14 protein-coding genes are annotated in these 13,275 nt (G+C 63.3%); 8 read left to right on the top strand and 6 right to left on the bottom strand.

All coding sequences use genetic code 11. The features are described 5' to 3' along the window. Positions 1–4: 4 nt before the first annotated feature. Together TZ03_RS14490 and TZ03_RS14485 are read left to right on the top strand one after the other, a co-directional pair. Positions 5–205 carry a DUF1656 domain-containing protein gene (locus tag TZ03_RS14490; RefSeq protein ID WP_051098769.1) on the top strand — a complete coding sequence of 67 codons (201 nt, stop codon included), beginning with the start codon at positions 5–7 and terminating at the stop codon, positions 203–205. 10 nt (positions 206–215) lie between these two features. Next, positions 216–1,076: an HlyD family secretion protein gene (locus TZ03_RS14485; RefSeq protein ID WP_051098657.1), complete on the top strand. Its 861-nt coding sequence runs from the start codon at positions 216–218 to the stop codon at positions 1,074–1,076. A 194-nt stretch (positions 1,077–1,270) separates the two neighbouring features. On the opposite strand, the gene TZ03_RS14480 is transcribed toward TZ03_RS14485, so the two are convergent. Together TZ03_RS14480 and TZ03_RS14475 are read right to left on the bottom strand one after the other, a co-directional pair. Then, positions 1,271–1,738: a type II toxin-antitoxin system YhaV family toxin gene (locus tag TZ03_RS14480; RefSeq protein ID WP_051098656.1), complete on the bottom strand. Its 468-nt coding sequence runs from the start codon at positions 1,736–1,738 to the stop codon at positions 1,271–1,273. Further along, on the bottom strand, positions 1,735–2,061 hold the full coding sequence (locus TZ03_RS14475; RefSeq protein ID WP_051098654.1) for a type II toxin-antitoxin system PrlF family antitoxin: 327 nt from the start codon (positions 2,059–2,061) through the stop codon (positions 1,735–1,737). The genes TZ03_RS14480 and TZ03_RS14475 overlap by 4 nt, the downstream gene beginning before the upstream one ends. Positions 2,062–2,492: 431 nt before the next feature. On the opposite strand from TZ03_RS14475, the gene TZ03_RS14470 reads away from it, so the two are divergent. After that, the gene (locus TZ03_RS14470) at positions 2,493–3,152 is read left to right on the top strand and encodes an Abi family protein (RefSeq protein WP_051098652.1); all 660 of its coding nucleotides are present in this window, start codon (positions 2,493–2,495) and stop codon (positions 3,150–3,152) included. Here the strand turns inward: TZ03_RS14470 and TZ03_RS14465 are convergent. Beyond that, entirely contained in the window at positions 3,149–3,598 is a 450-nt protein-coding gene (locus TZ03_RS14465; protein WP_051098650.1) for a universal stress protein, read from the bottom strand. The genes TZ03_RS14470 and TZ03_RS14465 overlap by 4 nt on opposite strands. 271 nt (positions 3,599–3,869) lie before the next feature. Between TZ03_RS14465 and TZ03_RS14460 the strand changes: the two genes are divergently transcribed. The 5 genes from TZ03_RS14460 to TZ03_RS14440 all read left to right on the top strand — a co-directional run bounded on the left by TZ03_RS14460 (position 3,870) and on the right by TZ03_RS14440 (position 10,098). Further along, positions 3,870–4,778, top strand: coding sequence for a LysR family transcriptional regulator (locus TZ03_RS14460; protein ID WP_009685043.1), 909 nt, complete (start codon positions 3,870–3,872; stop codon positions 4,776–4,778). Between the two features lie 311 nt (positions 4,779–5,089). Then, entirely contained in the window at positions 5,090–6,631 is a 1,542-nt protein-coding gene (locus TZ03_RS14455) for an MFS transporter (RefSeq protein WP_051098648.1), read from the top strand. Positions 6,632–6,659: 28 nt separating this feature from the next. After that, positions 6,660–7,721, top strand: coding sequence for an HlyD family secretion protein (locus TZ03_RS14450; protein ID WP_051098646.1), 1,062 nt, complete (start codon positions 6,660–6,662; stop codon positions 7,719–7,721). Beyond that, positions 7,718–9,169 (top strand): efflux transporter outer membrane subunit, encoded by a 1,452-nt coding sequence (locus TZ03_RS14445; RefSeq protein ID WP_051098644.1) that lies wholly within the window; start codon positions 7,718–7,720, stop codon positions 9,167–9,169. Before TZ03_RS14450 ends, TZ03_RS14445 begins: the two co-directional genes overlap by 4 nt. A 134-nt stretch (positions 9,170–9,303) precedes the next feature. Next, positions 9,304–10,098, top strand: a complete 795-nt coding sequence (locus tag TZ03_RS14440; RefSeq protein ID WP_051098642.1) for an SDR family NAD(P)-dependent oxidoreductase — start codon at positions 9,304–9,306, stop codon at positions 10,096–10,098. Positions 10,099–10,228: 130 nt separating this feature from the next. On the opposite strand, the gene TZ03_RS14435 is transcribed toward TZ03_RS14440, so the two are convergent. The 3 genes from TZ03_RS14435 to TZ03_RS14425 form a co-directional block, all read right to left on the bottom strand. After that, positions 10,229–11,041, bottom strand: a complete 813-nt coding sequence (locus TZ03_RS14435) for an SDR family oxidoreductase (RefSeq protein WP_051098640.1) — start codon at positions 11,039–11,041, stop codon at positions 10,229–10,231. 152 nt (positions 11,042–11,193) lie between these two features. Then, a complete protein-coding gene (locus TZ03_RS14430) occupies positions 11,194–11,658 on the bottom strand; it encodes a hypothetical protein (protein WP_051098637.1) in 465 nt (154 codons plus the stop codon). Between the two features lie 160 nt (positions 11,659–11,818). After that, positions 11,819–13,273: a mannose-1-phosphate guanylyltransferase/mannose-6-phosphate isomerase gene (locus tag TZ03_RS14425; RefSeq protein ID WP_051098635.1), complete on the bottom strand. Its 1,455-nt coding sequence runs from the start codon at positions 13,271–13,273 to the stop codon at positions 11,819–11,821. Positions 13,274–13,275 lie beyond the last annotated feature (2 nt).

Raw genomic sequence — 13,275 nt, 5'->3', positions numbered from 1 at the left:
AACCATGCCCCGCGAGATCGCCTTCCATGGCGTGTACATGCCCACCATGACCTTGATGTTCCTGTTCGCCCTGGGCCTGGCCTGGGGCCTGGACCGGTTCATCGCCAGCCATGATGGCTACCGCTTCTTCTGGCACCCGGCGCTGCTGCGCCTGAGCCTGTTCGTCTGCCTGTTCGGCGCCCTGGCGCTTACTGTCTACTGGTGAGAAACCTTCGATGAAAAAGTTCTTCAGCCTGATCGCCACCCTGCTGGTGCTGGTCGCTGCCGTGGCCATCGGCCGCCAGTTGTGGCTGCACTACATGACCACCCCGTGGACCCGTGACGGCCGGGTGCGCGCCGACATCATCAACGTCGCCGCCGACGTGCCGGGCTATGTGGTGGACGTACCGGTCAAGGACAACCAACGGGTGAAGAAGGGCGACTTGCTGATCCAGATCGACCCCGAGCACTACCAGTTGGCCGTCGACCAGGCCAAGGCGCTGGTCGCTTCGCGCAAGGCCACCTGGGAAATGCGCAAGGTCAACGCCAAGCGCCGTGCCGACATGGACAACCTGGTGATCTCCAAGGAAAACCGCGATGACGCCAGCAACATCGCCAACTCGGCGCTGGCCGACTACCAGCAGGCCCAGGCCGAACTGGCAGCGGCCGAGTTGAACCTCAAGCGCACCCATATCGTGGCTACGGTGGACGGCTACGTGACCAACCTGAATATCCACAAGGGTGACTATGCGCGTACTGGCGAGGCGGTGATGGCCGTGGTCGACGAGAACTCGTTCTGGGTGTACGGCTTCTTCGAGGAGACCAAGCTGCCGCACGTGAAGGTAGGTGACCAGGCCGAGCTGCAGATGATGAGCGGCGAGCGTATCAAGGGCCATGTGGAGAGCATCGCCCGCGGCATCTACGACCGCGACAACCCGCAGAGCCGCGAGCTGATCGCCGACGTGAACCCGACTTTCAACTGGGTGCGCCTGGCGCAGCGGGTACCGGTGCGCATTCACATCGATGAAGTGCCGGAAGGGTTTTTGCTTGCGGCGGGGACGACTTGTACGGTGGTGGTGAAGCCGAGTGAAGGGTGATCTAAGGCAGCCCTTCGGGTTGCACAGCCCCTGTGGGAGCGGGCATGCCCGCGAAGAATCCAGCGCGGTGGCTGGCACCGGCTGCGCCGGTGTTCGCGGGCGCGCCCGCTCCCACAGTAAGAATGCTGACTCAATGAATTATGTGCAGTTCTCTGAGAGTGCCCGCGTTAGCTGGTGCGCATGAGCGAGTTGGTTCAATTAGCCGCCGCCTCTCGCAGTAACTGGTCCCAATCGTCTGGTGGATGGCCAGTAAGCAACATCTTCTGAAAGACCTTGTAAGCATCGTTGTTACTTTCGTAGGCCCGCTTGCTCGACTCGTCATTGACCCAGGCCAGTACGATGATCCTGCTGAGGGTGTGGTAGCGGAAGAACAGCCGGTATTGCTGAAAGAACTTTGCTCTGAACCAGTGCTTGTGATCACCACCAAGCGTTGCACCTTGGCGGTACTCAGGTTTTGTCGGGTCTCGGGGGATCACATCAAAAGCCAACCGCTTGATGGCCGCCAGCCGTTTATAGGCATTCCTTTTCGTGTAACCCGTTGGGTCTTTCTGCATCTGAGCCTGAACTTGAGCGCTTAGCGCGTCGAGCTTGGCAAGGAACAGCGGGTGGGCGAATACAGTCCATCCATGAATTACCAGCGGCTTCCTGTTCGCATCACTCATTCATCATCCGCCGACAGAGGTTGATCCAGATCGACCTCCGCGTCGCCGACAAGCTTGTCGAGACGAGCGATGAGGCCAGCATCGACAACCTGCAGCCGTTGAGGATTGGTAGCGATATCGTGCGCCAGGAAATTCAGGAACTGGCCCAGCACCGGATCGTCCTCGGTTGCCTCTGCGCGGGTGAGTATCACTCCACCGTCAGGGCGAATCGAGTAATGGATCTTGTCACGTTTTTTCAAGCCCAACGCGCGCCTTACCGTTTCGGGAACGGTGGTTTGATAGCGGTCAGTCAGCGTGGACTCGACTTCGAAGTTGGTGGCCATGGGCCGTATCCTCTGCCTTGCTGCGATGTCCTAAGGTAATGCGACTGCATTGCCTGGTCAATGCAAGTGCATTACCACGCTGATAAGTGGTCAGGTGGGCCCCACCACGACGAGGCGGCGGGGACGACTTGTACGGTGGTGGTGAAGCCGAGCGAGGGCTAGCCGGAGTTGAGGCGGGGCCTATCTATGTCTTTAGGAATAGGACTACATGAGGGTAGGAAGCGGATGTCATGAGTCACATGTAGCTCGCACTGCACAATGCCGTTTTCGCGTCGCTTGCAGTTTGCTCTGCCAGTTGGCCGGAAAAGGAATGGCCCCGCGATGCGGGGCCATTGATACGTACCTAGCGTCATCACCAGCATGACCATCAGGTCTTCTGGGAGAGGGCGACATAGGGCTGCATTGCGAATGCTAATACAGGATGGACGAGTTTGACAAACCAGGACTGGAGCCAATCCCTAGAGCAGGCATTTTCCAAGCCTCGCCTTGCTCGGTACGCCATCAACCCGCGTAAAACCGCCGCCGCTACGGCCTATGCCCACAACATGCTGTTAGGACAAGCAATCTACCCTTGTCTTCACGTGCTGGAAGTCAGTCTTCGCAACGCCATGCATCAGGCTTTGAGGCTCAAGTACGGGCGGGCCGACTGGTGGGAGGCTGCGGAGTCGCTCACTTGCGTTGACAGGTCGGAAATTGAAAAAGCCAGAACATCCATCAAGGTGAAGCGTCATGCAGCAACACCAGACAAGATCATTTCTGATCTGAGCTTTGGGTTTTGGGTCTCCCTACTCAACACCCGGCATGAACAGGAGTTCTGGAAGGAGTTACGCCTTGCCTTTCCCCGATGCCCGAAGAAACGGCGACAAAGAAATGAAATTTCAAAGGTATTGAATTTGATTCGGGATCTACGTAATCGAGCAGCTCATCATGATGCCTTGCTCTGGTTGGAGCCCGATATTCGTCAACGGCATCTGCTCTGCCTGGAGGTCATTGGCTGGGTGAGCCCCGATTTGAAACCCTGGCTTACCCGCTATGACGGATTTCCCGAAGCTTGGTCCAATTGGGTTAGCTGTGCCGCCGGTGACAGCTAAGAAGCTGCCCCCACCAACACCGGCACCATCACCCTATCGATCACCTTCGCACTGATCGATGGGTCCAGCAACCGCCCCAACCGTGACAGGTGGCGGTGGCCCATGATGATCAGTTCGCAGTTCAGCTCCTGCGCCTTGGTCACGATCGCCTCGACCGGCTGTCCGGCGACCATGCAGCCCTGGCTGGCGAAGCCGGCCTTTTGCAACTCGTGAACGGCCTCGGCCACGGCGTGGTCGGCCTGGTGCTGTTCCTCGCAGGCGGCGGGGTATTCCTCCAGCTCTTCGGTGGTGTAGGGCGCGGGTTGCTCGTGCACGGCGAAGGTAGAGTCGATGGCCAGCAGCACGTGCAATTCGTGTTCGCCGGGGCGGCAGTAACGGCGGGCGAGGGTGAGCAGGGCGGTGGCGGCGGGGGAGGCGTCGATGGCGATCAGGACGGGGGTGGACATTGGGGATCCTTGTTTCAAGCTGGCTAATCATTTGCCTGTCCTGGCCCTATCGCCGGCAAGCCAGCTCCCACAGGTTCAACACAGGCCTTAGGCATTGTGGGATCCCTGTGGGAGCTGGCTTGCCGGCGATAGGGCCGGTGCAGGCACTGCAAATGTTATGACCCAATCACCGTCCAGAATAAATGCCCCACCACGCACGAGCGCATTGCGTCTGGTGCAATCCGCCAACCTGCTACCATCGCCACTCCCCCAGCTGTAACGGAAAACGGCCATGCAACTCCCGGACATGAACCTGCTCGTCGCCCTCGATGCCCTGCTCGACGAAGGCAGTGTGGTCGGCGCGGCGCAGCGCATGAACCTGAGCCCGGCGGCCATGAGCAGGACTCTGAGTCGTATCCGCGATGCGTTGGGCGACCCGATCCTGGTGCGTGCGGGCCGTGGGCTGGTGCCGACGCCACGGGCGCTGGCCTTGCGCGAGCAGGTGGCGGCGCTGGTGGAGCAGGCCGGTGAAGTGTTCCGCAGCGCCGATGAAGTCGACCTGCCCAAGCTCGACCGTGCCTTCAACATTCGCACCAATGACCTGTTCATCGCCCTGTATGGCGCCCAGCTGCTGCGCCGCATGCACGAACAGGCACCGCGCACGGTGCTGCGCTTCGTGCCGGAAAGCCCCGGCGGCGATGACGACAGCGTGTTGCGTGACGGGCGTACCGACCTGATCATCAGCTCGACCGTGGACCTGGGGCCGGAGATCAAGGTGCAGAGCCTGTTCCAGACCTACTATGTGGGCCTGGCTCGGCGCGACCACCCGATCTTCGAGCAGCCGATCACGCCGACCAGCTTTGCCAGTTATCCACAGATCAGCGTGTCCCGCCGTGGCCGGGCCAACGGGCCGATCGATGTCGAGCTGGCCAACTTCAAGGTGCAACGGCGGGTGGCATTGATTACTCCGAGCTTTCACTCGGCGCTGTTCTCGCTACCGGATTCGGACCTGATCCTGCCGATGCCGGCGAATATCCTTAACAGCGTGCACAAGCTCGGGTTGCCACTGCGATCGTTCGAGATCCCGGTACCGCTGGAGCGGGTGACGGTGCTGCAGGCTTGGCATCCGCGGTTTCACAATGACCCGGCACATAGGTGGTTGCGGCAGACCTTGAAGGCTTGCTGCAGTGTTGATCCTTGATTGCCTGTAAGGGCCTCATCGCCGGCAAGCCAGCTCCCACCTCGACCGCATTGATCTCAAGCCCTGTGCAGTACCTGTGGGAGATTCTATGGTTTCTGGCAAGGGCACCAGGGTTGCCAGGTGCTCGCCACAGCATCTGTCAGCCCTGAGGCGATCCCTATGGGAGCTGGCTTGCCGGCGATAGGGCCAGACCTGCAAAAAAGTGGATTGCGTCTGGCGCAACATAAACCTAGCGAGAAGTCAGTTTTCGTCAGCATTCGACCTTCTTAGACTTGCTCCAGTCGCAAATTTGTTGCTGGAGATGTCTGCCCATGAGTTCCCTGTCCGCCCCGTCTGCTGCAACTGCCGCCGCCCCCGCGCCGGCCGCGCCTGCGCAGACGGCGTTCGGCCTGCAGGTAGTGGTCGGGCTGTTCGGTGTGTTGCTGGCCGTGCTGTGCGCGGGCCTCAACGAGTCGGTGACCAAGATTTCCCTGGCCGATATCCGTGGCGCCATGGGCATCGGGGCCGACGAAGGTGCCTGGCTGCTGGCGGTGTACAGCGCCGCTTCGGTCTCGGCCATGGCCTTCGCGCCGTGGCTGGCCACCACCTTCTCGCTGCGGCGCTTCACCATGAGCGCCATTGGCCTGTTCGCCGTACTCGGCCTGCTGCAACCGTTCGCCCCCAACCTGCACAGCCTGATGTTGCTGCGCGTGCTGCAGGGCTTCGCCTCTGGCGCCTTGCCGCCGATGCTGATGAGCGTGGCCCTGCGCTTCCTGCCGCCGGGCATCAAGGTCTACGGCCTGGCCTGCTATGCCCTGACCGCCACCTTCGGCCCCAACCTCGGCACGCCGCTGGCGGGGCTGTGGACCGAATACGTCGGCTGGCAATGGGCGTTCTGGCAGATCATCCTGCCCTCGTTGCTGGCCATCGTCTGCGTCGGCTGGGGCCTGCCACAGGACCCGCTGCGCCTGGAGCGCTTCAAGCAATTCGACTGGCGTGGCGTGCTGCTCGGCCTGCCCGCCATCAGTTGCATCGTGCTGGGCCTGTCGCTGGGCGACCGCTGGGGCTGGTTCGACTCGCCACTGATCTGCTGGCTGCTGGGCGGTGGCCTGCTGTTGCTGGTGCTGTTCATGTACAACGAGTGGTCCGAGCCGCTGCCGTTCTTCCAGTTGCGCATGCTGTCGCGGCGCAACCTGAGTTTCGCCCTGGTGACCCTGGCCGGCGTGCTGGTCGTGCTGTCGGGTGTGGGCAGCATTCCGTCGGCCTACCTGGCGCAGATCCAGGGCTACCGGCCGGCGCAGACCAGCCCCTTGATGATGCTGGTGGCCATGCCGCAGTTGATCGCCCTGCCGCTGACCGCAGCGCTGTGCAACATCCGCGCGGTGGACTGCCGCTGGGTACTGGGCATCGGCCTGGCGATGCTGGCGGTGTCCTGTGTCGGTAGCAGCCTGCTGACCAGCGAATGGATCCGTGGCGACTTCTACCCGTTCTACCTGCTGCAGGTGTTCGGCCAGCCGATGGCGGTGCTGCCGTTGCTGATGCTGTCCACCAACGGCATGACCCCGCAGGAAGGCCCGTTCGCCTCCAGCTGGTTCAACACCGTCAAGGGCCTGGCTGCGGTGATCGCCGGTGGCCTGCTGGACGCCCTTGGCACCCTGCGCCGGCACTTTCATTCCAACCACCTGGTGGACAGCCTGGGCAACGCTCCGCTGGTCGACGATAACGCCGCTGGCCTGGCCAGGCGCATCCACGACCAGGCGCTGGTGCTGACCTCGGCCGACCTGTACCTGGTCATGGCCTGCATCGCCGTGGCCCTGATCTGCCTGATTCCTTTCGTGCCTACCCGGGTCTATCCGCCGCGCGCGGTGGCCTGAACCCTGGATGAATTCGAGAACCGCTGATATGACCAACAACCGCAAAACCCTGTTCATCGGCTCGGTGCTCGCCGTGGCCGTCCTGGCTGGCATCGTCGGCCCCTGGATGTTCGGCAGCGACCACCGCCAGAGCACCAATGACGCCTATGTGATCGCCGACTACACCGTGGTCGCGCCCAAGGTTGCCGGCTTCATCAAGGAGGTGCTGGTAGAGGACAACCAGCAGGTCACGGCTGGCCAGCTATTGGCGACCATCGATGCGCGTGACTACCAGGCCGCGCTGGATGCGGCGCAGGCGCAATTGCTGGTGGCCAAGGCGCAAAGCGCCGATGCCCGCGCCACCCTCGAACGCCAGGCCGCGTTGATTGCCCAGGCCGAAGCCGCGGTGAAAGCGGCCCAGGCCGAAGCTGCGTTCGCCGACCATGAGGTCAACCGCTACAGCCGCCTGGCCGAACAGGGCGCCGGTACCGTGCAGAATGCCCAGCAGGCACGCAGCAGGGTCGACCAGGCTCGCGCGCGGCTGGCCAACGCCCAGGCAGCGCTGGTGGCGGCGCGCAAGCAGGTGGACATTCTCACTGCTCAGGTGGCCAGTGCCGACGGCCAGCTCAAACGCGCCGAAGCCGGCCTGGAAAAAGCCCAGCTCGACCTGTCCTACACGCGCATCACCGCGCCGGTGGACGGCATGGTCGGCGAGCGCGCCCTGCGGGTCGGCGCCTACGTCAACCCGGGTGCTCGCCTGCTGTCGGTGGTGCCGTTGCAACAGGCCTATGTGGTCGGCAACTTCCAGGAAACCCAGCTGACCCACGTGCAGCCGGGCCAGCCGGTGAGCATCAGCGTCGACACCTTCTCCGGCGAGAAGCTGCAAGGCCATGTGGAAAGTATCGCCCCGGCCACCGGCGTGACCTTCGCCGCCGTCAAGCCGGACAACGCCACCGGCAACTTCACCAAGGTGGTGCAGCGCATTCCGGTGAAGATCGTTTTCGATGATGGCCAGCCGCTGCTCGCCCGCTTGCGCGTGGGCATGTCGGTGGAAGCGACCATCGATACCCGTGGCGACAAGCTGGACGGCAAAGAGGTGAGCGCACGATGAAAGCGGCATTACGCGTGAGCCCATTGCTGCTGGCCGTACTGATGGCTGGCTGCACAATGGGCCCGGACTTCCTGCGCCCCGACAGCCAGGCACCGCAACAATGGGCGCCGTTGCAAGGCGAGGCGGCGGCCAGCCAGCCGCAGGCCGAACCGCTGGAGCTGCGCTGGTGGGAAAGCTTCCACGATGCCCAGTTGAGTGCCTTGATCGAGCGCGTTGCCGCGCGCAACCTCGACCTGCAGATGGCCAGCGCCCGCCTGCTGCAAAGCCGTGCCCTGCGCAGCACCGTGGCCGCCGATGAAGTGCCGTCGGTGGATGTGAACGCCGGTTACAGCCGCGCCCGCAACAGCGCCGAAGGCCTGAGCGACCCTTCCGGCAAGGCGGGCAAGGCGGCCTTCAACCTCTGGCAGGGCGACCTGGTGGCCGGCTGGGAACTGGACCTGTGGGGCCGCGTGCGGCGCCAGGTCGAAGCCGCCGATGCCACGGTCGAAGTGGCCGAGAACGACCGCCGCGGTGTGCTGTTGGCATTGCTGTCGGAAACTGCCGGCAACTACATCCAGCTGCGTGCGGTGCAGCACACCATCGATGTCACTCGCGACAACCTCAAGGTCGCCCAGCACAGCCTGAAGCTGTCGGAAAATCGCCAGGCCGAAGGCGTCGCTACCCGCCTCGACGTAGCCCAGGCCAGTGCCCAGGTGGCGTCCATCGAATCACGTCTGCCCAGCCTCGAAGCCCGGCGCGATGACCTGATCAACGCCCTCAGCCTGCTCGCCGCCGAACCGCCGCGCAGCCTGCAGGCCCAGTTGCTGCAGGGCGGCGAACTGCCTGCGCCGCAGCAGAAGTTCGCCATCGGCTTGCCGTCCGAGCTGGCCGAGCGCCGGCCGGACATCCGCCAGGCCGAGGCTCGCCTGCATGCTGCCACCGCCAGCATAGGCGTGGCCAAGGCCGACTTCTACCCGAGCATCCGGCTGTCGGGTAGTGTCGGCTTCCAGGCCATGCAGTTGTCCGACTTCGGCGCCTGGGACTCGCGCCGGTTTGCCTTTGGGCCACAGCTTTCATTGCCGATCTTCGAGGGCGGCCGGCTCAAGGGCACCCTGGAGTTGCGCGAGGCGCAGCAGCAGGAAGCGGCGTTGAACTATCGCAAGGTGGTGCTGGGGGCCTGGCATGAGATTGACGATGTGCTACGCCTGTACAACGCCAGCCAGTTGCGGCGTGACCACTTGGCCGAAGCGGTGCGGCAGAACCGCATCGCCCTGGAGACTGCTCAGCGTCAGTATGTGGAAGGGGCGGTGGACTTTCTCAATGTACTGACGGTGCAGGGTGCATTGCTGGCCAGCGAGGAGCAGTGGATCGACAGTTCGGCGGCGGTGTCGCAGGCCTTGGTGGGGCTGTACAAGGCCTTGGGTGGTGGTTGGCAGGCGTTTGATCAGCAACCGGTGAAGAAAGCTTGAAACGGGGCGGCTTTGCCGCCCTTCGCGGGCAAGCCCGCTCCTACAGGGGATCGCGTTCGCCTGTAGGAGCGGGCTTGCCCGCGAAGGGCTGCAAAGCAGCCCCAGCAATTTTCCTGATTACCTAGGAGGCAAAGATGCACATTTCCCTGAACGGCAAGCGCGCCATCGTCAGCGGTTCCACCGCCGGCATTGGCCTGGCCATCGCCATCGGCCTGGCCGAGGCGGGGGCCGAAGTGGTGCTCAACGGCCGCACCCAGGCCCGGGTCGATGAAGCCCTCAAGACCGTGCGCGAACGCTTGCCACAAGCGCGCATCATCGGCATCGCTGCCGACCTCGGCACCCAGGAAGGTGCGCAAAAGCTGTTCGACCAGGTGCCGCATACCGACATCCTGGTCAACAACCTGGGCATCTTCGAGCCCAAGCCGTTCTTCGAGATCGAAGACGAAGACTGGCAGCGTTTCTTCGACGTCAACGTGCTCAGCGCGGTGCGCCTGTCGCGCCACTATGCCCAAGGCATGGCCGAACGCAAATGGGGGCGGGTGGTGTTCCTGTCCAGTGAGTCGGCGCTGCAGATCCCGACCGAGATGATTCACTACGGCATGACCAAGACTGCATTGCTGGCGGTGTCGCGTGGTTTGGCCGAAACCCTGGCCGGTACCGGGGTGACGGTGAACTCGGTGCTGCCGGGGCCTACCCGTTCGGAGGGTGTGGGTGACTTCTTTGCCAGGCTGGCTGAGGAGCAGGGTGTGTCGACTGAAGAATTGGAGGCCAACTTCCTCGCCGAGCATAGGCCGACCTCGCTGATCAAGCGCCTGGCGACGGTTGAGGAGGTGGCCAACATGGTGGTGTATCTGGCATCGATGCAGGCCAGTGCTACAACCGGGGCGGCGTTGCGGGTGGATGGCGGGGTGCTGCGGTCCATTGCCTGATTGTCTACTGCCTGTACCGGCCTCTTCGCGGGCTTGCCCGCTCCCACAGGAGTAGTGTGATCCCGAAGCTGGTGCAATACCTGTGGGAGCGGGCAAGCCCGCGAAGAGGCCAGCACAGGCAAGCAAAGAATCAGAGCGGTCGCAGCAGCCCAAAGCGCTTGCGCAACGCCCAATCCAGCAACCGCCGCGGTAGCAACCGGGCCATCAACGGCAACGCCGTACTGCCATTGCCCAAGCGCACCACAGCCGGTACCGGCGACCTGCTCACCGCCGCCAGCACGCCCTTGGCAAACACCGCCGCCGAAGTCGGCTTGTCCTGCGAAGCCCGCGCCCGCGCCTGCACATGTTCACGCAACGGCCACCACGCCGAGTCCGCCGCCAGCACCTGCTCGGCCTGGCGCTGGGCATTGCTGGCGAACTGCGAGGCAATCGCCCCGGGTTGCACTTCCATCACCTGCACGCCGAACGGTGCCAGCTCAAGGCGCAGGGCATCGCTCAGGGCATGCACGGCGGCCTTCGAGGCGCAGTAGGCGCCGGCGAACGGGGTGACCAGTACGCCGGATACACTGCCGATATTCACCACTAGCCCCCGTGAGCGACGCAGCAGCGGGAACAGCGCGCGAGTGACGCCGACCACGGCGAAGACGTTGGTTTCGAACTGCTGGCGCAGAGCGTCCACACCGCCATCGAGCAACGGGCCCATGGCGCCGTAGCCGGCGTTGTTGATCAGGATATCGAGGCTGTCCAGTTCCTCTGCCAGGCGGGCCAGCGCCGCGCTGTCGTTCACGTCCAGTTGCCGGGCGCTGAAGCCGGCGGCACTTAGTTGCTCGACATCCTCAAGCTTGCGGGCGGTGGCCCAGACGTGGTGGCCGGCATCGCGGAAGGCGTCGGCCAGGGCGCGGCCGATGCCGCTGGAACAACCGGTGATCAGGACGGTGGGCATGGTTGGGGCCTTTGATCAAGGTGAGAGATGTGTAGCCTGTACTGGTCCTATCGCCGGCAAGCCAGCTCCCACAGGTACTCCACAGTCCTTGAAAGCGGTGGAGTACCTGTGGGAGCTGGCTTGCCGGCGATAGGGCCAGTACAGGCAATAAATCAATTGGCAAATGTACCTTGCAGGTGCTCTGCCCGAAACTCCAGGGTCTGTGGCCGATACCCGGAGCGCAGCGGCGGCAATGGCAGGCAGTCTTTCCATTCGGCCCCTGGCTGCAATTCACCCGGCCCACGATAGCGCGGGGCGCTGTAGGTATTCTCGGCCAGGTTCACGGTATCGCCCGGCGCATACGCCGCTACCCGCCAACGCAGTTCGGTGAGCGGCACTTTGTTGCCGTTCTTCATGCGGACCTGCAAGGCGCGGTCGGCAGGGCAGTCTTCGGGGGCGTAGCTAAGGCGCAGGTCCAGGCGGGCCAGTTGCGAAGTTTCACGGCTGTCCTGCCAGATGACGAACAGGGCTACCAGGCCCAGGCCAAACACGGCAGCCAGCGAGATCGGCAGGGCCTTGGCCGGGTAGCGCAACAGCAGCACCAGCCAGGTGAGGATGAGGAAGGCACCGATGATCATGATGTGCAGATTCCGTTCGAGGCTCGGCACATCTTGGAGCTGCAAGCTGCAAGCTGCAAGCTGCAAGCTACAAGAAAAAGCGGGGCGGCATTGAACCCAAGATTGTGGGTTCTCCACCGTCCCGCTTTTTCTTGCGGCTTGCAGCTTATAGCTTGCAGCTTTACTGCGCGATGGTCTTCACCGAAACCCCACGCTCGACCGGTGTGGAGGTGCGCCCATACACATCCTCGAAGCGTTCGATGTCATCCTCGCCCAGGTAGCTGCCGGACTGCACTTCGATGATCTCCAGCGGGATCTTGCCCGGGTTGCGCAGGCGATGCACCGAAGCGATCGGGATGTAGGTCGACTGGTTCTCGGTCAGCAGGAACACGTTCTCGTCGCAGGTCACCTCGGCGGTACCGGACACCACGATCCAGTGCTCGGCGCGGTGGTGGTGCATCTGCAGCGACAGGCTGGCGCCGGGCTTGACGGTGATGTGCTTGACCTGGAAGCGGCCGCCCATGTCCACCGAGTCGTACGAGCCCCACGGGCGATACACTTCCAGGTGGTTCTGGGTTTCCGTGCGGCCCTGCTCGTCGAGGGTCTTGACCATCTGCTTGACGCCTTGGACCTTGTCCTTGTGGGCAATCATCATGGCGTCCTTGGTCTCGACCACCACGATGTTCTCCAGGCCGATCACCGATACCAGCTTGCCGTTGCCGTGGATCATGCAGTTGTGGCTGTCCTGCACCACCACATCGCCCTTGGTGACGTTGCCATTGTCGTCCTTGTCGTGCACTTCCCACAGCGACGACCAGCAGCCTACGTCGCTCCAGCCGGCCGACATCGGCACCACGCAGGCGCGCTGGGTCTTTTCCATCACCGCGTAGTCGATGGAGTTGTCCGGGCAGCAGGCGAAGGTGGCGTCGTCGATGCTCAGCACATCGCCGTCTTCCTGGCTGCGCTCCAGGGCCAGCACGCAGGTGTCGTAGATGTCGCCGTCGTGCTTTTTCAGCTCTTCGAGGAAGCGGCTGGCGCGGAACAGGAACATGCCGCTGTTCCAGAAGTAGCCACCGGCCCGGACGAATTCGGCGGCGCGTTTCTCGTCGGGTTTCTCGACGAACTGCGCGACCCGTGCCACGCCTTCGGGCAGCAGCGCGTCCTGGCTGGAGCGGATGTAGCCGTAGCCGGTTTCCGGCTTGGTCGCCGGCACGCCGAACAGCACCATCTCGCCACGCTCGGCGGCCACGGTGGCCAGGGCCAGGGCGCGTTGCAGGGCCTTCTGGTCATCGATCACGTGGTCGGCAGGCAGCACCAGCATCAGCTCGTCGCGGCCTTCGTTGACCAGCTTCATCGCGGTCATGGCCACGGCTGGCGCAGTGTTGCGGCCGAACGGCTCCATCAGGATGCCTTGGGTTTCCAGTTTCAGAGCGTTGAGCTGCTCCTGGACGATGAACTTGTGGTCCTTGTTGCAGACCACGATCGGCGTATCCATGCCTTCGAACACCAGGCGTTCGATGGTTTGCTGGAACAGGGTGTGTTCACCGGTCAGGGCCAGGAACTGCTTGGGGAACTGCTTGCGCGACAGAGGCCACAGACGCGAACCGCTACCACCAGAAAGAATTACCGGGATCATCA

Origin of the sequence: Pseudomonas sp. 10-1B, from assembly GCF_000935045.1 — a bacterium.
Taxonomy (GTDB): Bacteria; Pseudomonadota; Gammaproteobacteria; order Pseudomonadales; family Pseudomonadaceae; genus Aquipseudomonas.
The sequence above is the reverse complement of the archived record's forward strand: the minus strand, read 5'-3'. Positions and strand labels throughout refer to the sequence as shown.

Bases quoted from the DNA above. Each gene is read 5' to 3' on its own strand.
- TZ03_RS14480 (WP_051098656.1), bottom strand. From the start codon at position 1,738: ATGAGTGATGCGAACAGGAAGCCGCTGGTAATTCATGGATGGACTGTA.
- TZ03_RS14440 (WP_051098642.1), top strand. From the start codon at position 9,304: ATGCACATTTCCCTGAACGGCAAGCGCGCCATCGTCAGCGGTTCCACC.
- TZ03_RS14425 (WP_051098635.1), bottom strand. From the start codon at position 13,273: ATGATCCCGGTAATTCTTTCTGGTGGTAGCGGTTCGCGTCTGTGGCCT.
- TZ03_RS14455 (WP_051098648.1), top strand. From the start codon at position 5,090: ATGAGTTCCCTGTCCGCCCCGTCTGCTGCAACTGCCGCCGCCCCCGCG.
- TZ03_RS14445 (WP_051098644.1), top strand. From the start codon at position 7,718: ATGAAAGCGGCATTACGCGTGAGCCCATTGCTGCTGGCCGTACTGATG.
- TZ03_RS14435 (WP_051098640.1), bottom strand. From the start codon at position 11,041: ATGCCCACCGTCCTGATCACCGGTTGTTCCAGCGGCATCGGCCGCGCC.
- TZ03_RS14430 (WP_051098637.1), bottom strand. From the start codon at position 11,658: ATGATCATCGGTGCCTTCCTCATCCTCACCTGGCTGGTGCTGCTGTTG.
- TZ03_RS14485 (WP_051098657.1), top strand. From the start codon at position 216: ATGAAAAAGTTCTTCAGCCTGATCGCCACCCTGCTGGTGCTGGTCGCT.
- TZ03_RS14475 (WP_051098654.1), bottom strand. From the start codon at position 2,061: ATGGCCACCAACTTCGAAGTCGAGTCCACGCTGACTGACCGCTATCAA.
- TZ03_RS14490 (WP_051098769.1), top strand. From the start codon at position 5: ATGCCCCGCGAGATCGCCTTCCATGGCGTGTACATGCCCACCATGACC.
- TZ03_RS14460 (WP_009685043.1), top strand. From the start codon at position 3,870: ATGCAACTCCCGGACATGAACCTGCTCGTCGCCCTCGATGCCCTGCTC.
- TZ03_RS14450 (WP_051098646.1), top strand. From the start codon at position 6,660: ATGACCAACAACCGCAAAACCCTGTTCATCGGCTCGGTGCTCGCCGTG.
- TZ03_RS14465 (WP_051098650.1), bottom strand. From the start codon at position 3,598: ATGTCCACCCCCGTCCTGATCGCCATCGACGCCTCCCCCGCCGCCACC.